The sequence below is a fragment of the Bacteroides sp. 1001302B_160321_D4 genome (assembly GCF_015667765.1).
GTDB lineage: Bacteria > Bacteroidota > Bacteroidia > Bacteroidales > Bacteroidaceae > Bacteroides > Bacteroides xylanisolvens.
Genome location: NZ_JADPLO010000012.1, coordinates 78948 through 98777, shown reverse-complemented (window position 1 = coordinate 98777; position 19830 = coordinate 78948). Strand labels below are relative to the sequence as shown.

Genomic DNA, 19830 nt, shown 5'->3' with positions numbered 1-19830 from the left:
CTTCCATCAAACCTCCCTCTTCTTTTTATCCTTACTTAGTTTGGCAAAGCCTTGGAACGTGAACGCAAAGAACACCCACAGGTCAGCCCAAGAGAATATCTGGTCCGTAGTATTCTTGAACGAGAACCACGAAGGCTTACACTTGAATCGGTTAGGCGACTTTAGGAACCACAGCACATCCATGTGCATGTAGCGCAGATACTTGTGCGCCACCTCAAACTGCGGCTTCACCTCCTTACCCAGAGAGTCATCCACTATCAGCTGCGAGAAGTTCACACCCGCCTCAAAGCAGATCTTCACCGAACCCGTGATGCGAGGGTTGATCTCCATGATCTTTGCCTTACCATCGCGAGTATCCTCTATCAGGTCAATGTCGGCATAGCCTCTCCAGCCAATCTCCTGCAGCAACTTCTGACAGTCAGCCACAATATCCGGACGGTCGATGGTCTCGTTCAGCGTACTGCTCCCGCCATCTATCGGGTACCAACGCACCTTGGCAAATACACAAACGCCCTTCATCTCACCATTGCGGTCAATGAACATCTCGCACTTGTACTGCAATCCATCCTGGGGAATGTACTCCTGTATCAACATCTTGCCATACTTCTGTTCCGCCTTGTCATAGTAGCCGATCAGGTCCTGCTCGTCCTGTGCCACATGGAAGCCCACAGCTGCACAACCCGTACGAGGCTTCACTACCACAGGGAACTTCACCTTATCCTTGTTCGCCAAATAGTCCTGCTTGTCAGTAAACGACAGCGGGCAAGGCAGATCATGCTGCATACACACCAGCATCGTCTTCAGCTTGTCCGAAGCCATCTGGAAAGTCTCCCAGTCCTCCACCGCAATCACAGTCAGACCCTTCAGGTCCTCCTTATGCTGAGCCAGAATGATAGCCACATCATCGTTCATTGGAATCACCAAGTCATAATGATAAGCCTCCAGTTCCTTGCGGATAGCCCTGTACGAACCATCAGGATCGTGCGCATTGCAGTACGCCAGCAACTTCCTGTGCGGATACTTCGACGCATAGCCCGGATCCAACTTACTGCCATTGTATGTAGTCACCTCACAGCCCAACGCACGCAGCGATTTCGCCATAGGCAACACCTGTCTTGCTCTGCCCTCTATAAGCAGCACCTTTATGTCATTGTAATCTTTCATTATTTCTCTATCATTACGGTTTCACCATGTCCTTTCAGTCCCATTGTGGTAAACACTACCCTATCGCACTGGTCTGAGCCCAGCGGGAAGCGCATCACACCATATTGCAATATCAGCGGCCACATGTCCTTCTCCAGCTGCCATATGTTCACCGGCCTTCCAGCCACCAACAGCTTCATGCGGCTGAAACGATCCAACTCGTTCTCGCCACCTTCCACACCGGTCGAGAAGAACGCCCTTCCGTCCCGATACGAAGCGCAACCGTGGCAAGGCCCTTCAAAGTCAGCCACCACCTCAATCTCGCGCGTCTTCCTATCCATGCGGATGAAGTGAACAGTGTCCGAACAACTGCCCGCATCCGTACCCCACAGCAACGCATCCTCCGTGAAGCACACACCAATAGCACGCCAATCCTGACTGCCTTGGCCTATCAGCGACCACGTCACGCCATTGTCCTCGCTACGATACAGGCAACACTCCCTGTTACCCTCGCCATAGTCACCAGTGCCCATCCAAAGGCACTTCTCGTAGACATCCCACTTGATGAAGTGGATATGACGAATCTCCGCCGAAGCAAATGTCTTCACCACCTCGAACGACATACCATCGTCCACCGAACGCCACAACTTCACCACCATATCGCGATTTGGGTTCAGCACATATTCGCCAAAGAAAATCGTACCCTCAGGTGTCACGCACACCCCTTGGTGCACAGGCTTATTACCCTTAAACTCGCTCCAGGCGTTTAGCACCTTGCCCTCGGACGAAAGGATATACAGCTTCCGCTTCACCACCACCAGCAGGTTACCATTCTTCAGCGGCAACAAGTGGTGAATCCCCACACGCAACAGCTGCGAAGGTAGTCGATGCCAACTCATCAGACGATCCTTCCAACCCCCGATGCGATACTTCCTGCTCACCCGCTTCCCGTTATAATCAATGGCGAAGAACGTCATCCCCTTCGCCACCCAGATCTTATCCAGCTCTTGGTACAGCGCCTTGGCATCAATCAGTTTCTTAAACTCTATCATATCTTGTCAAAGAAACAATTAACAAAAATCAACGTTCAATTGGTGGCAATTAACGTTTAGAATCCACCACCTTCTGAAGCTCAGCCTCCAGTCCGTTCATATAATGTTCCAAGGTAAAGTGAGCCTTGAAATACTCACGTGCATTCTCCCCGCACTGATCATAGTCATGCGGATGCTCGATGTACAGCTGCATCAGCTTCGCCAGCCCCTCATAGTCGCCTGCAGGCACACAACTGCCGCACCGCGACTCGCGGATCACCTCCTGCGCACCACCATTGATGGCACCGAATATCGTCTTGCCCGTAGTCATATACATCTGCATCTTGCCTGGAATGGTATCGCCCACCTCGTTGTTACCACGGAGCGTCACCAGCAGCACATCCGCCATCTTGTAGAACTTCGGCATATCTTCGCGCTTCTGGTTGCCGTAGAAGATTACATTCTCCTCCAACCCCTCAGCCCGCACCATCTGCTCCAGTTCCTCACGCATACGCCCGTCACCCAACATGTGGATACGGTAATCCTTACGCTTACCTAGCACCTTCGCCGCCTTGATGATCACATCCGCACGCTGTCCCTTACCGATATTGCCGGCAAACATAAAATCAGCCACACCATTATTCTCAGCGCTCATATCCATGCCAAGCATACCAGTATCAGCGTGTTGAGGAAGGTAAGCCATTCTATCGAAAGCAATCCCATTCACCCGATGCAGATAATCCATAAACGGACGCGAAGTCACCAGCACCCGGTCCGCCCCCTGATACAGCTCACGACTCATCTTATTGATGGGCCACATCAGCGGATTCCTCTTACTCTTCAGCATACCCTCAGCCGACACAGGCCACACATCCAGCGTATAATATACCACCGGCACACCCGTCAGCTTCTTGTACTCCAGAGCCGCATACATCGAGGTGATAGGACTCAATTGGTAACCAAGGACTAAGTCGTAGTCACAGTTTATAGTATATAGTTTAGAGCTTTGAGACTTACCTGCCTCACTCTCAACTCTCAGTTTTAAGCTATCAGCTACCAATTTCTTCGAATTCCGCACAAAACTTACGTAGTTCCTCACCAATTGTACTGGATTCTTTCCCCTCGGCACCTGCTCCACATGCACCACCTTCACGCCCGTCTTCTCCAGGTACTCCCTTTCTCTAAGTTCTAAGCTCTCAGCAGTCTCATACCCCGGGAACACAACTCCCTTCGGGTAGTTAGGCACACCGCAAAGCACAGTTACCTCGTGCCCACGCTTCACCAGTTCCGGAACAATCTCATTGATCTGAAACTGTTCCGGGTAATAATATTGTGTTACAATAAGTATTCTCATAAAACAATGGTAATATAAACCTTGTTCCGCCCGATGGTATCACACCATATCGTTTGCACTATCACTTGTGCGGACGGACATTCCTTTATTCTTACTTACTAAAACTTCTCAAAAATTCCTGTGGATTTGATACCAATCTTGCTTTTTCTTTTAGAACTGCGTCATCTAAATTCCACCACTCCGATACCATCAACTTTTGGATAGTTTCTTCGTCGAAACGATACTTTATCACCTTAGCAGGACACCCAGCAACAACGGCATACGGTGGTACATCCTTAGTTACTATCGCTCCAGCACCAATAGCAACACCTGTTCCTATAGTCACACCTTGCATGATGGTCACACGATTGCCAATCCAAACATCATGACCAATAGTTGTACGCTTGAGAGGTTCGATCTCGAGATCGCCAAGATGAGTACCCGTACCGCCACCTACATTATAGAATATTGGTGAGCTGCTTACCCAATCCAACGGATGCTTAGCTCCACCTACCACAAAGCCATTGGCAATACTACAGAAAGAACCTATATCGCACGAATGAACCTCACTATCATAACCAATGTATGAATGACGGCCTATTGTGGAATCGTAGAACTCCGTACCGGAATAGATCTTAGCTGTCTTGTCAATCTGACTGTTCAAGACAGACTTTCCGCGAAGAACCTTCTTGAAAAACTTGGAATATAAATAACTTAGTGTCATCAGAACTTCAGATTTTTCTTGATTATATCCATCTGGTAGTATGGATTCCAGTTGGAATCAATTTCGTTGAAACAAGCTTTACGCACCTCTTCTCGGCTATCCATTTTTCTTGCGAACCAACGGCTAATTACCATTGTCAAATCATCGGTATCATCCATTGTGAAGAAATCACCGGTTACACCCGCTTGTATTGCTTCGTATTCAGGCATCTGCCACTCAAAGCAATTATGAGTAATTACGGGACAACCGAAAACCAAAGAGTGCATTGCCGTCAAGCCCACATTGCCAGGAGACACGCACAGGTCGGCATTGTAGATGAGTTCCGCATTGGTCTTCTCGTCATAGCATACACCATAGAACCACACCTGACTATCCAGCCCCAAACCTTTGACCTTAGACTTTAGACTTTCGCTCTCACTACCATCTCCCACAAACACCAGATTGTACTTCTCATCCTTATTTCTGAGACAAACCAACGCATCCACCAACATATCCAACTTCTTCACCTTGGTCAGGCGACCGATGAAGATAATAGTAGGCAGATTATTTTGGAAGTGATCCTTGTAGATGTCCGAAGGGTGGATGCTCTCGCGAAGCGCCTTCTGGGTATCGTAATCCAGCGAGTTATGGATAGCAAAGAGCTTCTCCTCGGAAATGCCTTGCTCAATGAGCAGACGCTTTGCACGATCACCATACACGAAGGTGCCTGAAGCATGGCGATAGAGCCACAACTTCATCTTTGCATCCAAGCCGCCTTCCTTGCCATACCATCCGTGTGTCCACAAATAGAAGCGCTTCTTAGGAAAGAAAGTGTATGCCAATGCAAAAAAGAGCCAATCGCTCATAGAACGGGTCTCTGGCAGGATTAGATAGTTCTTGTAGTCACTCTTGAAAAGCAAAAACAAATAGTTTCGCTTCCAATACCATTTCTGGGGATTACCGTAGGTCTTGTAATACGTCACGTTCTTCAACAACGACGTATCCATTTCCTTTATGTCGGACTTTGTTTCACCAAAGTACCAATCGCAATCATACTCTTTGTCGATTGCCCGAAATACCGCCTCGCGATAGCGAGGAGCAGTATTATATATTACACAAAGTTTTTGCATATTAATATTTCGACTTATAGTCTTTTCCGTATTTTTCTAATATCTCGTGAAGTTCAGAACGGAATCCTTTTTGCTCTGAAATCTGGAAAAATGAATTGTACGCGAGGATTACCATCTATCAATACTCATCCGTTTTCAGTAAAGGCTAAGTCCAAACTTGCGTAATGGATATCTGTATTATGAAGTGCCAGTTTCTTTGCTGTTTCGTTAGCTTCTTTCCAGTAAGGTACCATGAAGCCGATTAATGGGAAACCGGTGTCAGGACGATTGGTATAAATGTTCCCGTACTCATCGACTACTGTCAAGACTTCTCCTGTTTCAGGATTACAAGAGGTAAATACACCACCGCTTCCAGCATTATCTACAACACTTTTTCCTCTGCCGATACGTATATAAGGATGGAATACGGTTACATCTCCATCAAAACAAATAGTATGGATTCGTAATGTATTGACTGATTCTTTATGCAAGACAGCCATACGTTCGTCTTACTTGATAATCTCTTCTGCAATGAATCCTTTAAGATATTCAGTGTCTGTAATCTTTGCTTTAAGCCCTCCTTGTCAGAGGTGTTTTCTATGATTTGAATACCCTTACCAAAAGAACCATCAAGAGGCTTTATTATCAGCCTGCCAGAGATCTCAAACAAACCGGATAGAGTCCACCATTCCCCATTGGATTGGTAATGCAGCATGCTTTTCGAGCGAAAAACTCTCCAAACTCCTAATAGTTTTCCCACTTGTCACCGAGAATTCTTCTTACATTTGCTGTATTCATAAAATCTGCCACATAGACATGTTCGTCCTCACAAACGAATGAACGGCGTTCTACCTCGAATAAAGATTCGTAATGATGCAAATAGAACTAGCCAAAACATGTGTGGGCTGCTCTAATTTTCTTGAATTCAGCATCTAAGTCCCCTACAACCCCAAAGTTTTTAAATACCAGTTTTGAAATTCAGTTTAACCTATAATACCAATATAACTTTTTTTCGATGTAGCTTGACTTAATCAGTTATGCAATCTTTTGTTTCATACATTTATGAATTAATGTGTTCTATAATACTCTCCCATTTCATTGATGGCCTTTTGCGTCCATCTGCGGAAGATACAGCCATCAGGAGTAAGAGTCATTTCACCAAACCAAATTTTGTTACCGTTAGAGTACAAATCTACTCGAACCATATCTATACCAGATGCTAGTTTTTTTGCACATTCAAGCATTTGAGTTAGATTGGCAGGCTTGCTTACTAATTCGCTTTTATCATGCTTTGCAATGCAATAATCAAACAAAGGCTTCCAGTTGACATCATAAGGAATATAATCAGCATGACCAGATTCACGATCATTGCAAACAAGAATAGCCTTGACTTCGCCTTTAAGGCAGATGAACTTATAATCTATTGGGAATCCGCCGGTACCATCATCGATAAATTCCTCACATACAACTTTTCTCGAAATCAGATTATAATGACGTTCTGAAAAAGCGAACTTCGGAGATACGAGCCATTTATCAATCTGGCTCCTCAGTTCATTTTCTGTATATTGAGATTTTTTCGTACAAATGAGATTCATACCAGCCCCCCAATTAGCCTTGAGCGCAAATTTTTGGGGTAATTCAGAATAGATTAACTCATCTCCCTTAGAATAACAGTTCACAAGGCTTGTTAATGTGTCAGCATACCCGCACTTCTTCACGTACTCGCGAACCAAATACTTATCTGCCAGTTGATAGTACTGATTGACTTGCCCATCCAACAATCTCTTTATCCACAACTCAGAAAGATCTTTAGGACAAGTTAGATTCGGCCATTTATGACGATGATGGTAGTATGCCAAACAAAAATGTATTCTTGGGAAGAATTTTGAAATTATTCTCGATACAATCTTATTTAATGATTCCATATTAGTTATTTTGCTATTAAAGGTTCAAATGGGTCTTTGCCATTGGCGATACAATATTCTCTTACTGCCATTTGCTGACGATAGTTTTCTTCTCCGTAATTAATACTAGCAAGAATTGAATTGTTTTTATTGATAATCTCAAGCAATGGACACCTATTCATAATTGCAACGATTCTGTGGCCAGAATAGCGACACATAGAGTTTAACCACACATCATCTGCTGTTCGACAAATAGACATAAACGTATCTTTGTCCTTTGCAATTTCAGGCAAAAAGCCAGCAGGAAATAATGTTCCTCCACCGCTACCAATGAAAACTGACCATGATGGTTGAAAGGCGACGTCACGATTTTTATTGCGAATAAATCGGACATTCCCCGAGTCGTCTATTCCTACTTGATTTGAATACCTACCTACAACGCAATCAGGATACATTGTAGCAGCCTCCATAATTGAAGAGATTGTATTAGTTGGATAAATCAAGTCATCATCAAATGTTATCAAATGATCATTCGGATAGTCTCTTAAAACATAATAATACTTTTTATGTGAGCGCAAATCGCCATCACACAATCGAATCTGAAGTCCGCGAGTTTGCAGATTTTGTAATCGTTTCGGTAATACGTCAATTGAAGAAAACTGTTCTTTAGATAACCATAGAAATAACATATCCGGCTTTTGGGATTGTCTCAGAATACTCTCTATCACAATCCATATATTATCAATACGAGCAGGAAATGTTGTAAGTGATGCAATAATTCGACCTTCTGTCTTCTGAGTAGCGTCTATTCTATATTGGGGATTATTTGCTGTTCTGTTAAACCAAAAGGGAACCATAATATTCGTTAATCTCTGAATAATATGCCGGAACACAGAATTAATCTTAGTCCTTTCTAAAAAATTGCTATTATTGCAGAAAATTGCGTACGACTTATATAGATAATTTACCATTGCTATATTTGTTTATATTTTTTAAAGTACCAGTATGGGAAAATAAACATAAAAGAGTAGAATACTGATGACAAGTAGTTATTGTTCGCGAACAAAAATAGTAACATATTAGCCAGAACAACGAATACGATACCAGAACTTAAATCATGACTTGTCCTATACATACGTAGAGCTACACTGGCAAACTTGGCAATATAGTATATAACCAAAGGAACGAAAAGTAGTGTAAAGTCATTTGCAAGCCAAAGATAACATGAGTGCCAATTAACGTATGAGTCAACTCCTAACCTTTCCATCTGCATCTGATAACTATCCAGTTCAGGGTTGAAGAACAGGAAATCCTGAGCTATTGACTGGAGAGCAGGATTATTGCCGAAAAAACCTCCCCAATGGAAATCGAGCAAATAAATGTTCTCCAAAAACATATAGCCTTGTGTAAGGTAGCTAAAGATATAAAGCAACAAAATTTGAAATCTATAAGGAAGAATATCCAAAAATGCATTGGTGTCAACAGTAACAGAAGATCCTAATGCTAGATAATCTCCTCCCTTAAGTTCCTCAAAACTACCGCCACTTCGACCTTCCATATTGTAGAAGAATATAGAAACGACAAAAAGAAGCGCAAATATGCCTAATATGCTGAGTCTTGTAATTTTCGCTGTCGATAATGTCTCATTAGGTATCTGCATCATGATTGCTAAGCAAGCGCATGATACGAGCATAATAACACCAAAGTTAGTTCCTGTTCCCATTGAATAAAAGCCTTCAAATACGAGAAGGACAGCAACAAGGATTTTTATTATTGTCTTTAATTGTTTCCAACAAATCAGCGCGAAAATAAAGAAGATAGAATCAATAACCGAAGTGATAAAATAGACAGTCCAAGGGATGGTTCTACCTCCGTGCATGAATGTACGTCCCATATGCGGATCGGCAACTCCAATCGCAATTCGATTGATCAGTACACCGAAATCAAGAGGAGGCAGATACAACATATAGGCGTATCTGATGGTAAACGTACATAAATAAAATATGAGCACAATATTAAAAGTCTTCGGAGTAATCTGAAGACTTGGTTGAGACTCTAAATAGCACGTCTTATTTTGTCCTTTCTGGAATCCAAGCTTCATCATAAATATATTTAGAGCAATATAGAATATATTTAAAAAGTGATAGCCAGAATTTATGCTTAATGGCGTGATGATATACATCAAAAGTGTAAACACATTAAAACACAATAACACCTTAAGTATAAGACTTTCAGTTCTCATTATTTTCATAAATTTGATTAATGAATGTATCTGTAGCAGCATTTATATCCATCCGCTTTAGATACTCCTCTCTTTCAGAATAATCTATTGAACCAATGTTATTTATGCAAGACTCCATGGCGTTATTAAATTCTTCTGCACGATGATGTACATGCAATATAGTTTGTGAAGTCTTAAACATTGAACGAACAGGGCTTCCATTGCCAGACTCTGAAATAATCAATCTATTGTATGGCAGATAACTAATGACTTTACTTGACAAAAAAACATCATTGTCAAAGTTTGCATTTACATCAATCAACGCAACGCACTTTTTATATATCTGGGCAAGATCCGTTGTATATGAGATAAATTCAATACTATCCAATAAGTCTGCATAATGTTCTTTGATGTATGTATCCAAATTACCCGAACCTACAAAAATCATCTTTGCTAAAGGATGATTCTTAAGGAAAAGCTTAAATCCATCAAGTAGGGCATCTGGATTTCGCACACCATACATCTTACCAGCATAGACAAATGAAGGTGTAATATCTTCAATTGGTAATTTTTGAAGCGATGTCTCTTTTGATGGATTTGGCAGAACCACAGATTTTATATTGGGATTACCGATAATCCCTAACTCGTAGGTCAGCATTTCTTGGTTGGTCATGCACAGGACATTCACCTTTTGCATATACTTCCTCACACAACGTTTCATGGCAGAAGTGTACATTCCCTCTTTTTCCCATGGGAAAGGTGCTGGAACTGCATCTACACAATAGCAGATATGCTTCACTTTCCTATGAGATACAAATATATCAGCAGCCATAACGGATGCATAGAAAGCGGACGACATGAGGCTTACAACAACGTCATACGCTTTGGAGTTCAATATACCTTGGATATCCTTTGCCCACTTCTTCTGTGTATGATAGAAGCCAAATATATTAAACAAAAATGTTCTTAGCCTCCATGATGGAATTCTCTTCTGCGGTACATAGTTAACGCTTCCTCTATGTTCCTTTGGTGCCCGATAATCTAAAGTAGAAGTAATAATGTCAAACTCTATCTTTTTAGACAGACCTGTCAGAATGTTTCTAAACACTAATCCTGGCGCATTATTACCCAGATTATCTGCAATAATAGCTATCTTCATTTTTACCTTTTAATTATTCGTAATAGAAGGGATTTCTCATTTTTATCTAAGACACAAATCCAAGATACAAGTGCGATAGAAGTCCATGATGTTACACAAACGATAAGAAGTCTAAATAGTCCTTGTTCCATATAATTGTAAATAACTAAAGGAACAATATTGCTTACTATCGTCAAGATGACAATTGGGATTGTGAAATCCAATACAAGTTCTTTGACGCTATATTCTACGTATGATCGCAAAAGGCAATAGCGTATAACCAATGCTATCGAAGAGAGTGATATTGATACATAAAATGTAGAGTCAAAGCTCATACCTATTTTTAACATAAGATATGAAAGTGGGAGATTCATCAATAAGACTCCACTTACAATTATCTGATACTTTCTGATAGACCCAGTAGCCTGCATCAGCGTATGAAGTGGTCCTGCCAATGAGCAGACTAAGATATCAATCATAGCCAATCTCACAAACATAATAGAATATTCCGGTACTTCTTTCAACCAGAGTTTCAACACATAAGAACATTCCAGCAAAAAAGGAATCACAATGAATAGAAGCAATATGTATGAAAGCTTGGACGATGATGACAGAAGTCTGAATACAGACTTATCTCCTGTTGCGTATGCCTTCATGATTGGTGGATTGGTAGCCAACTGAAAGTTTGTAACCAATTGGTTTGCAGCGCCACTCACTTGGAAGGCAATAGCTCTTGCCGCATTTACTATCGGACCACCAAAAATATTAAGAACGATATTTACACCTTGATTATAGACAATGCCAGCAAAAACACCTATTAGGTTCCAGCCCGCAAAGCAGCTCATTTCCCCAAACAATTTTTTGTTCCAAAATCGCTTATACTTTCCTTCTTCATAATGCGATATACAATACCACATATAGAACAGTTGGATTGTAACAGCTACAATCATCAGCAAGACACCATAGAGAATGAGCTTGTCCAAAATACTATAAACCAAAGCAATGGCAATAGCAAGCTTTGCAAACACTTCGATCAGACTTATTGCTGCAAATGCTCCCATATTCTCCCTCGCAATAATCAAGGCCTTATAGGGAACGTTCATAATTCCGAAGAATAAAACAATGACAGACAGATGAAAAATCCACAATGCAGCCTCCATGCGCTCAAGTGGAATAACCAACTTGGTTTGCACAAAATACAATCCGATAGGTTCTGCGATTATCACCATAGCCAAAGCGAGGATGAGGTGGATAGTAACACCCATACTGAATATCTGGTTGAGTCTCTCATGATTGTTCTCCTTCATCTCAACGGTCAGAAAACGCTGAACCGAGGTGTGCATTGCACTATTCAGGAAACCAAAAGACACAACAAATCCTGTGACTACGTTATAAATACCAAAGTCACTCGCGCCAAGTGTGTTAAGCACCACTCTTGACGTATATAACGTTACTATCATTGATAGCAACATTCGTCCATACAAGAACATTGTATTCTTTGCTATTCGTGACCCTCTACTTTCTTCCATTATGGATAATATTTCAAAACTGAAGTATAATAAATTGTATTAATACTTCCCTTCTATCTGGCCTGTATTCTGTTTTGATACAAGTTGTAATGTTTATATATTGGCTTACGAGCCTCAAATCTAATCATGAATCTACTGATTCTCTTTAATAGTTTTTTCTTTTTGTATCTAGCTAATGCAGATAGTCTTTGGCTATGGAAAGGATTAAGACTCTTAATAAAGAATTCTTCTGCCGAAGGAATTGATGATAAAAAATGATGTATTGTCTTACTTCCTCTGTTTGGTACTATTATGAATTGATTTGAAATTTGATTACTTTTGGCAATATCCTCATTTACGAAGAATATAATTGCGTTATTTGAGTCGAATGAACGGAAAAAGTCGTTTATAAAATCTATTCTTCTGCAAACATAGTCCAACTCGTTTTCATCCTCTATATATCTAACAAAAAGACTGGCATCACTCAGACACTTATACAGGCATTCTATCCTTCTAATATATTTGTTTTGAACACTGTCAAACTGGTCTTCAAAGGGAATATGGCACGAAAAGTCATGGTAAAAATGAAGTTTACTTTGAACGTCATAATAATACTTTGGATTAATATCATATTCTTGTTGCATGTTTTCTTTGCTCATGAACCCAGCGAATTTACTCCTAATTAAAAACAATACATTTTCAAATGAAGATGAAATTAATCAATCAAAGGGTAGTGATTCAAATTCGAGGTCAGATTCCTCTATGGAGATGGTGATTGGCTCGAAACAATGGTTACATTGTATCTTGATGTTCATTGTGAATTATTTTGTAGCAGGCAACGGATTCGATCCGCAGCTTCACACCTGTTGCCTACTTAGTTATTGGACAAAATCCTGATAAAATTGGATTTTACTTTGCAAGCTTTAGAACTTCGTTCAACTCGTTTTGGATGTACTCCAACGAAGCAATCTTTGCCTTGGTCTCCTCAAGATTCAGACGACAGGTGTTGTCAGAGTTGAATTCAGAGAGCTCGCAACGCTTGGCATCACCCTCAGTGAAGAACTGGTCATAGTTCAAACTACGGTTATCAGCTGGTACACGATAAAAGTCGCCCATATCCTCGGCCTTGGCGCATTCTTCGTTGGTGAGGAGAGTTTCGTACATCTTCTCGCCATGGCGGATGCCAATGACCTTAATATCCTCCTTCTTGCCACCAAAGAGCTCGCAGACAGCTTCAGCTTGTGTCTGGATGGTACAAGCTGGAGCCTTCTGAACGAGGATATCACCGTTTTGACCATGTTCGAAGGCAAATAATACGAGATCGACAGCCTCTTCGAGCGACATGATGAAGCGGGTCATATTAGGCTCGGTGAGGGTGATTGGGTTGTCGTGACGGATTTGATCAATCCATAAAGGAATAACTGAACCACGAGAACACATGACGTTGCCATAACGGGTGCAGCAGATCTTGGTGCTACCTGAGTAACGTGACTTAGCAACGGCGATCTTCTCCTCGATGGCCTTGGTAATGCCCATAGCATTAATAGGATAAGCAGCCTTGTCAGTTGAGAGGCAGATAACTGCTTTCACGCCTGCTTCGATAGCTGCGGTAAGTACGTTGTCAGTACCAATCACATTGGTCTTAACAGCCTCCATAGGGAAGAACTCGCAAGAGGGAACCTGCTTCAATGCAGCTGCATGGAAAATGTAATCAACACCAGGCATGGCGTTCTTGCACGACTGGAGGTTGCGGACGTCACCGATGAAGAACTTGATCTTATGGGCCACCTCCGGCATCTTAGCCTGATACTCATGACGCATATCATCCTGCTTCTTCTCATCACGTGAGAAAATTCGGATTTCTGCGATGTCAGTCTTAAGAAATCGATTGAGGACTGCATTACCGAATGATCCTGTGCCACCGGTAATCATAAGGGTTTTACCAGTAAAAATATTCATAATTAATAACTATTTATAATTTGTTGTTGAATTGTATCTTTTAGTCTTTGCCCACTGGATCAAAAAAAGTATCTGGTCTTTCTGGATTAAAAATCTCATTGCAGTACATAACAGTGACGAGGTCTTGGGTGTCCGAGAGGTTGATGATGTTGTGGGTGTAACCTGGAAGCATGATGACGCTTTGGATCTTATCACCAGAAACTTCGTATTCAAGGATTGGTGCATCGAGATTAGCTTCGTTACGCATCTGAATCAATCCATGACCGCTGACTACGATGAATTGTTCCCACTTAGTGTGGTGCCAGTGTTCCCCCTTAGTGATTCCTGGTTTAGAGATGTTGATACTGACCTGACCACAATTGAGAGTGTGAACAAGTTCGGTGAAGGAGCCACGGTTATCTACGTTCATTTTGAGATTGAAGACGGCCTTGTCCTTAGGTAGATAACTAAGATAGGTGCTGTAGAGGCGTTTTGCGAATGAATCAGCCGGCATTTCAGGAATCATGAGGGTCTGAGGCATATCGCGAAACTTGTAAAGCAGGTCAACGATTTCTCCGAGCTTGACGTGATGGGTAATTGGGACTGTACAATAACGGCCATCAGCAGTAAGGACTGTCTCAACGCCATCGAACTCACAATGGTGTTCTTCACCTTTGAGAGCACAAATCATTTCCTCTACAAGGTCATCGATGTAGAGGAGCTCCATATCTACGGTTGGGTCATTGACGGTGATAGGAAGGTCATTAGCAATATTGTTACAAAAAGTAGCAACAGCTGAGTTGTAATTAGGACGGCACCACTTACCATAGAGGTTCGGGAAACGATATACAAGCACCTTAGCGCCTGTATCTTCGCCATACTGGAACATGAGTTCCTCACCAGCCTTCTTGCTCTTACCGTACTCGCTAGTGCCGAAGCGTCCTGCGAGGGTGGCTTGGATAGAGCTGCTAATCATCACTGGACAATTGTTCTTGTATTTCTTGAGGGTGTTCAGAAGAACTGTGGCAAAGCCGAAGTTGCCCTCCATGAACTCCTTTGGTTCTTGAGGACGGTTGACACCAGCGAGATTAAAGACGAAGTTGCATTCTCGGGACCACTGGTCGAGTTGCTCGGAAGTAGAGTCTAGGTCATACTCGAATACTTCGTCAATGACAAGGTCGCCGTAACACTTGGCCTTACCGGTCTTTATATTATTAAGCTGAGCGCAAAGGTTCTTACCCACGAAGCCCTTTGCGCCTGTAACTAAAACTTTCATGATTCTTAAATTTCTTTACGCCAAACCATCTTGTTGACTACTCCAACATATGATTGGATAATCTTGACAACTTTGGTTGAGACATTTTCATCTGTATAGTTAGGAACTGGTGTACCATAGTCATCATTCTTGACGAGTTCTACTGCTGTATCGACCGACTGGAGAAGACCTTTGGTATCGATACCAGAGAGAATGAAGCCTGCTTTATCAAGTGACTCTGGACGTTCGGTAGAGGTACGGATGCAGACTGCTGGGAATGGATGGCCAACGCTAGTAAAGAAGCTACTCTCCTCTGGAAGTGTACCTGAGTCTGAAACTACAGCAAAGGCGTTCATCTGGAGGCAGTTGTAGTCATGGAAGCCAAGAGGTTGCTGTACCTGTACACGTGGGTCAAGCTGGAAGCCCGAAGCTGCAAGGCGATTGCGCGAACGTGGGTGGCAACTGTAGAGGATAGGCATATCATATTTCTCTGCCATAGTATTAATAGCGTTGAAGAGCGAGAGAAAGTTTTTCTCGGTGTCAATATTCTCTTCACGGTGAGCAGAGAGGAGAATGTATTTGCCCTTTTCCAATCCAAGACGCTTGTGAACATCAGATGCTTCAATCTCGGCAAGGTTCTGATGTAGTACCTCTGCCATCGGTGAGCCTGTAACATAAGTGCGCTCTCGAGGGAGTCCGCACTCTGCAAGGTATCTTCTTGCATGCTCCGAATAGGCGAGGTTGACATCTGAAATGATGTCCACGATTCTTCTGTTGGTCTCTTCGGGGAGACATTCGTCCTTGCAACGGTTACCTGCTTCCATGTGGAAGATGGGAATGTGAAGACGTTTTGCTCCAATAACGCTCAAGCAAGAGTTGGTATCACCAAGGACAAGAACAGCATCTGGCTTGGTGGCTACCATAAGCTTATAGCTTGCGTTGATGATGTTGCCACAGGTTGAGCCTAAGTCATCACCTACTACATCCATATAAACCTCTGGTTCCTTGAGATTTAGATCTTTGAAAAATACGCCATTGAGGTTGTAGTCATAGTTCTGTCCTGTATGGGCAAGGATAACGTCAAAGTACTGACGAGTTTTGTTAATGACGGCTGCAAGGCGGATAATCTCAGGACGAGTACCCACGATAATGAGTAACTTCAGTTTTCCATTATTCTGGAAACTGACATTTGAATAGTCTGTACGGAGTTCCATTATTGTATCAATTTAATATGTTCATCCTATCAGCAAATACTTAGTCGCGACGGAAAATATCACGTGTGTAAAGCTTCTCTTCTACATCTGCTAAACAATCATCAAAACGATTAGCGATGATTGCGTTTGACAAAACTTTGAACTTAGTAAGGTCATTTACAACCAATGAACCGAAGAATGTTTCTCCATCAGCAAGAGTTGGCTCGAAAATTACAACATTTGCACCCTTTGCCTTGATACGCTTCATGATGCCCTGAATAGCGCTCTGGCGGAAATTATCGGAATTACTCTTCATTGTGAGTCGATAAACACCAATGGTAACAGACTTTTTCCCTGCCTCAAATTCATTGTCTGTGCTATATGCATACCAACCAGCTTTGCGAAGAACTGCATCTGCAATGTAATCCTTTCGAGTACGATTTGATTCAACGATAGCTGTCATCATATTTTGGGGCACGCTCTCGTAATTGGCAAGAAGCTGTTTGGTGTCCTTTGGCAAACAGTAGCCACCGTAACCAAATGAAGGGTTATTATAGTGTGTGCCAATGCGAGGATCGAGTCCTATGCCTTGGATGATAGCTGCAGAATCCAGGCCTTTGACCTCTGCGTAAGTATCAAGTTCATTAAAGTAAGATACCCGGAGAGCAAGATAGGTATTAGCAAACAGTTTAACAGCTTCCGCCTCCTTCAAACCCATAAAAAGGGTAGGAATATCTTCCTTAATTGCTCCTTCCTGAAGCAATGCGGCAAAAGTACGTGCAGCCTTCTCTAGGGCAGGAATATCCGCAACAGCCTTGATTGCTTCATTTTCCTCTTTAAATTGTTCGCTCTCTATAAATTTTGGATAACCAACAATGATACGACTTGGATATAAGTTATCATAAAGAGCCATACTTTCACGAAGAAACTCCGGAGAAAAAAGCAGGTTAAGCTTCCTGCCCCCCTTACGGGCATACTTCAAATAAAGTCCCCGGCAATATCCAACAGGAATAGTAGACTTGATTACCATTACCGCATCAGGATTGACACTTAAAACCAGGTCTATGACATCCTCTATATGATGGGTATCGAAATAATTCTTCACAGGATCATAGTTAGTAGGAGCCGCAATGACCACAAAATCAGCGTCACTGTAGGCCTTGGCACCGTCAAGCGTGGCAGTCAGGTTCAATGTCTTTTCAGACAAATACTTTTCAATATATTCATCCTGAATAGGTGATTGCTTACGATTGAGCATATCTACTTTCTCAGGAATCACATCGACTGCCGTCACCTGGTGATGTTGCGACAAAAGCGTTGCTATGCTAAGACCAACATAGCCGGTACCTGCAACAGCAATCTTCAAATCTTTTGTATCCATTGTTGATTTATGTTAGTGTTATAGATTATTCCGGTTGCTTATCCAGAACTTCAAATCGAGGTGAATTCTTGGATTTAAACTCAGGTACCACTTTCTTCATCAGCTTCACTGTATCCATGATCTTTACCGTACGGGATAGATTCTCAAATTCTGTATAAATATCAAGGATATCAGCATATTCATAGTGACGTACCTTCGCTATCATTATCTTCTTATTTTCAGTAGGAATCGTGTTTTCTTTATCACTCAAAACTTCTTCATAAAGCTTCTCACCGGGACGCAAGCCAGTAAACTTGATCTCAATATCTTCACCCGGGCGATAACCGGCAAGTTCAATCATACGAGTAGCCAGGTCAACAATCTTCACAGCCTTACCCATCTCAAAGACAAAAATCTCATTGCCTTCACCCATAGTGGCAGCCTCCATTACCAGACGACAAGCTTCGGGAATTGTCATAAAGAAACGGATGATATCAGGATGAGTCACTGTGACAGGACCACCATTCTCGATCTGTTCTTTAAAGCGGGGAATGACAGAACCATTACTACCCAGTACATTACCAAAGCGGGTAGTGATAAATTTGGTATGGCCTTTCACCTTTCCCTCACGGATGGCGCAGCCCAGGCTCTGCACATAGATTTCAGCTAAACGTTTCGAGCATCCCATTACATTGGTAGGATTTACAGCCTTATCGGTAGAAACCATGATCATCTTCTCAGCTCCGTATTCCACTGCTATATCGGCAACCTGACGGGAACCGACAACATTGACCAATACAGCTTCACAGGGGTTTTCCTCCATTAACGGAACATGCTTATAAGCAGCGGCGTGAAAGATTATCTGAGGCTGATAGATATCGAACACCATACGAAGACGTTCTTTTACACGGACATCTCCAATGACAGGAACAAAATCAAGACCGGGATAATTCTTCTCAAATTCCAAACGGACATTATGCAAAGGAGACTCGGCGGAATCAAACATAATCAGTTTCCTGATGTTCATCTGAGCCAGTTGCCGGCAAAGCTCGCTACCAATACTACCGGCAGCTCCCGTTACCAACACAACCTTGCCACAGAACTCGGTCATCACTTCCTCCATATTGATATGAATCTCTGAACGTCCCAGTAAATCCTCAATTTTGATAGGACGTACCCATTGATGGAAACTTCCGTTCTCATCGGCCTCACTAATACTTGGAGATATTAGTGTCTTCAATCCGCTTCTTTTGCAATACTGGAGCAGTCGGTCTTCCTCTTCACGGGTATTTTCATAGCGGGCAAATAAGATGCCTCCGATACATTTCTTACGAATCAGTTTATTGAAGCAATCTTCATCTTTAAAAGAATAAACAGGAAGATCAGCCACACGCCGAATAGAATTACCTGTTCCATAAATACAAAAGCCTACAACTTTATAATGAGAACTGTTCAGTAACCGGACTTTCAATGCCACACTCTTATCATCAATGCCATAAATCAGAATACGCATATTCTTTTTATTCAGTACATTCAGCAAGAATTCATAAACAATAATCAACTGTATACGAAACCCAACCATAACAATAAAAGTAAGCATAGCATCAAACAGTACAAAAATTATTTTCTGACTGTTATGTAATCCCGTCTGTGGCAGGAGAAACCAAATGACAATGGCTATGCAGACAGCCTTTATGAGCACACTTCCCGCCAACCTCCATAATTCCTTCAACTGGGAAAAACGAATCGTATTACGATAAGTATGAAATAGAGTAGCCCCCAAAACACTCGATATAACTGAAACCGCCAAGATATGGAAAAGCGAAACTATTTCTTTGGAAGTTTCCGTAATATAATGAATGCCAATAAATGACACCCAAGTACACAGTAAAGCTATGAATGTATCGATTCCCAATACAACCCAATAGCTAAAGTAGTTTTTCTGTAAATAGTGAATAAAACGGTCAAATGCGTGTTTCATAATTTAAATCCCC

Annotated in this window: 17 protein-coding genes; all 17 read right to left on the bottom strand. The window is 42.1% G+C overall.

The genetic code is table 11. From position 1 onward, the window contains the following. Positions 1-6: 6 nt before the first annotated feature. Positions 7-1068, bottom strand: coding sequence for an ATP-grasp domain-containing protein (locus KFO40_RS07135; RefSeq protein ID WP_211146219.1), 1062 nt, complete (start codon positions 1066-1068; stop codon positions 7-9). A 95-nt stretch (positions 1069-1163) separates the two neighbouring features. Then, positions 1164-2195: a WD40/YVTN/BNR-like repeat-containing protein gene (locus KFO40_RS07130; protein WP_055229397.1), complete on the bottom strand. Its 1032-nt coding sequence runs from the start codon at positions 2193-2195 to the stop codon at positions 1164-1166. Positions 2196-2244: 49 nt separating this feature from the next. Continuing rightward, the gene (locus KFO40_RS07125) at positions 2245-3528 is read right to left on the bottom strand and encodes a glycosyltransferase family 4 protein (RefSeq protein ID WP_055229398.1); all 1284 of its coding nucleotides are present in this window, start codon (positions 3526-3528) and stop codon (positions 2245-2247) included. A gap of 91 nt (positions 3529-3619) precedes the next feature. Next, positions 3620-4231: a CatB-related O-acetyltransferase gene (locus tag KFO40_RS07120; protein ID WP_055229399.1), complete on the bottom strand. Its 612-nt coding sequence runs from the start codon at positions 4229-4231 to the stop codon at positions 3620-3622. After that, positions 4231-5340: a glycosyltransferase gene (locus tag KFO40_RS07115; RefSeq protein WP_055229400.1), complete on the bottom strand. Its 1110-nt coding sequence runs from the start codon at positions 5338-5340 to the stop codon at positions 4231-4233. Before KFO40_RS07115 ends, KFO40_RS07120 begins: the two co-directional genes overlap by 1 nt. A gap of 125 nt (positions 5341-5465) precedes the next feature. Continuing rightward, on the bottom strand, positions 5466-5819 hold the full coding sequence (locus KFO40_RS07110; protein WP_055229401.1) for a sugar-transfer associated ATP-grasp domain-containing protein: 354 nt from the start codon (positions 5817-5819) through the stop codon (positions 5466-5468). 567 nt (positions 5820-6386) lie between these two features. Then, positions 6387-7244 carry an ATP-grasp fold amidoligase family protein gene (locus tag KFO40_RS07105; protein ID WP_055229402.1) on the bottom strand — a complete coding sequence of 286 codons (858 nt, stop codon included), beginning with the start codon at positions 7242-7244 and terminating at the stop codon, positions 6387-6389. Positions 7245-7249: 5 nt separating this feature from the next. Then, the gene (locus tag KFO40_RS07100; protein ID WP_130042169.1) at positions 7250-8080 is read right to left on the bottom strand and encodes a hypothetical protein; all 831 of its coding nucleotides are present in this window, start codon (positions 8078-8080) and stop codon (positions 7250-7252) included. A gap of 116 nt (positions 8081-8196) precedes the next feature. Further along, positions 8197-9327, bottom strand: a complete 1131-nt coding sequence (locus tag KFO40_RS07095; protein WP_130042168.1) for a hypothetical protein — start codon at positions 9325-9327, stop codon at positions 8197-8199. Positions 9328-9454: 127 nt separating this feature from the next. Beyond that, the gene (locus KFO40_RS07090; protein WP_055229405.1) at positions 9455-10603 is read right to left on the bottom strand and encodes a hypothetical protein; all 1149 of its coding nucleotides are present in this window, start codon (positions 10601-10603) and stop codon (positions 9455-9457) included. A 2-nt stretch (positions 10604-10605) separates the two neighbouring features. Further along, on the bottom strand, positions 10606-12111 hold the full coding sequence (locus KFO40_RS07085; protein ID WP_055229406.1) for a lipopolysaccharide biosynthesis protein: 1506 nt from the start codon (positions 12109-12111) through the stop codon (positions 10606-10608). 53 nt (positions 12112-12164) lie between these two features. After that, positions 12165-12749, bottom strand: coding sequence for a hypothetical protein (locus KFO40_RS07080; RefSeq protein ID WP_055229407.1), 585 nt, complete (start codon positions 12747-12749; stop codon positions 12165-12167). A 250-nt stretch (positions 12750-12999) separates the two neighbouring features. Continuing rightward, positions 13000-14049 carry a polysaccharide biosynthesis protein gene (locus KFO40_RS07075; RefSeq protein WP_055229409.1) on the bottom strand — a complete coding sequence of 350 codons (1050 nt, stop codon included), beginning with the start codon at positions 14047-14049 and terminating at the stop codon, positions 13000-13002. A 40-nt stretch (positions 14050-14089) separates the two neighbouring features. Then, a complete protein-coding gene (locus KFO40_RS07070) occupies positions 14090-15304 on the bottom strand; it encodes an NAD-dependent epimerase/dehydratase family protein (RefSeq protein ID WP_055229410.1) in 1215 nt (404 codons plus the stop codon). Positions 15305-15309: 5 nt separating this feature from the next. After that, complete coding sequence (gene wecB, locus KFO40_RS07065; protein WP_055229411.1) at positions 15310-16497, bottom strand: non-hydrolyzing UDP-N-acetylglucosamine 2-epimerase; 1188 nt, start codon at positions 16495-16497, stop codon at positions 15310-15312. Positions 16498-16537: 40 nt separating this feature from the next. Beyond that, positions 16538-17857, bottom strand: a complete 1320-nt coding sequence (locus KFO40_RS07060) for a nucleotide sugar dehydrogenase (protein ID WP_195591942.1) — start codon at positions 17855-17857, stop codon at positions 16538-16540. A gap of 25 nt (positions 17858-17882) precedes the next feature. Further along, positions 17883-19817, bottom strand: coding sequence for a polysaccharide biosynthesis protein (locus KFO40_RS07055; RefSeq protein WP_055229413.1), 1935 nt, complete (start codon positions 19815-19817; stop codon positions 17883-17885). Between the last annotated feature and the right edge of the window lie 13 nt (positions 19818-19830).

Coding starts and splice junctions, on each gene's coding strand:
- KFO40_RS07130 (WP_055229397.1), bottom strand. CDS start 2,195: ATGATAGAGTTTAAGAAACTGATTGATGCCAAGGCGCTGTACCAAGAG.
- KFO40_RS07125 (WP_055229398.1), bottom strand. CDS start 3,528: ATGAGAATACTTATTGTAACACAATATTATTACCCGGAACAGTTTCAG.
- KFO40_RS07120 (WP_055229399.1), bottom strand. CDS start 4,231: ATGACACTAAGTTATTTATATTCCAAGTTTTTCAAGAAGGTTCTTCGC.
- KFO40_RS07115 (WP_055229400.1), bottom strand. CDS start 5,340: ATGCAAAAACTTTGTGTAATATATAATACTGCTCCTCGCTATCGCGAG.
- KFO40_RS07110 (WP_055229401.1), bottom strand. CDS start 5,819: ATGGCTGTCTTGCATAAAGAATCAGTCAATACATTACGAATCCATACT.
- KFO40_RS07105 (WP_055229402.1), bottom strand. CDS start 7,244: ATGGAATCATTAAATAAGATTGTATCGAGAATAATTTCAAAATTCTTC.
- KFO40_RS07100 (WP_130042169.1), bottom strand. CDS start 8,080: ATGGTTCCCTTTTGGTTTAACAGAACAGCAAATAATCCCCAATATAGA.
- KFO40_RS07095 (WP_130042168.1), bottom strand. CDS start 9,327: ATGATGAAGCTTGGATTCCAGAAAGGACAAAATAAGACGTGCTATTTA.
- KFO40_RS07090 (WP_055229405.1), bottom strand. CDS start 10,603: ATGAAGATAGCTATTATTGCAGATAATCTGGGTAATAATGCGCCAGGA.
- KFO40_RS07085 (WP_055229406.1), bottom strand. CDS start 12,111: ATGGAAGAAAGTAGAGGGTCACGAATAGCAAAGAATACAATGTTCTTG.
- KFO40_RS07080 (WP_055229407.1), bottom strand. CDS start 12,749: ATGAGCAAAGAAAACATGCAACAAGAATATGATATTAATCCAAAGTAT.
- KFO40_RS07075 (WP_055229409.1), bottom strand. CDS start 14,049: ATGAATATTTTTACTGGTAAAACCCTTATGATTACCGGTGGCACAGGA.
- KFO40_RS07070 (WP_055229410.1), bottom strand. CDS start 15,304: ATGAAAGTTTTAGTTACAGGCGCAAAGGGCTTCGTGGGTAAGAACCTT.
- wecB (WP_055229411.1), bottom strand. CDS start 16,497: ATGGAACTCCGTACAGACTATTCAAATGTCAGTTTCCAGAATAATGGA.
- KFO40_RS07060 (WP_195591942.1), bottom strand. CDS start 17,857: ATGGATACAAAAGATTTGAAGATTGCTGTTGCAGGTACCGGCTATGTT.
- KFO40_RS07055 (WP_055229413.1), bottom strand. CDS start 19,817: ATGAAACACGCATTTGACCGTTTTATTCACTATTTACAGAAAAACTAC.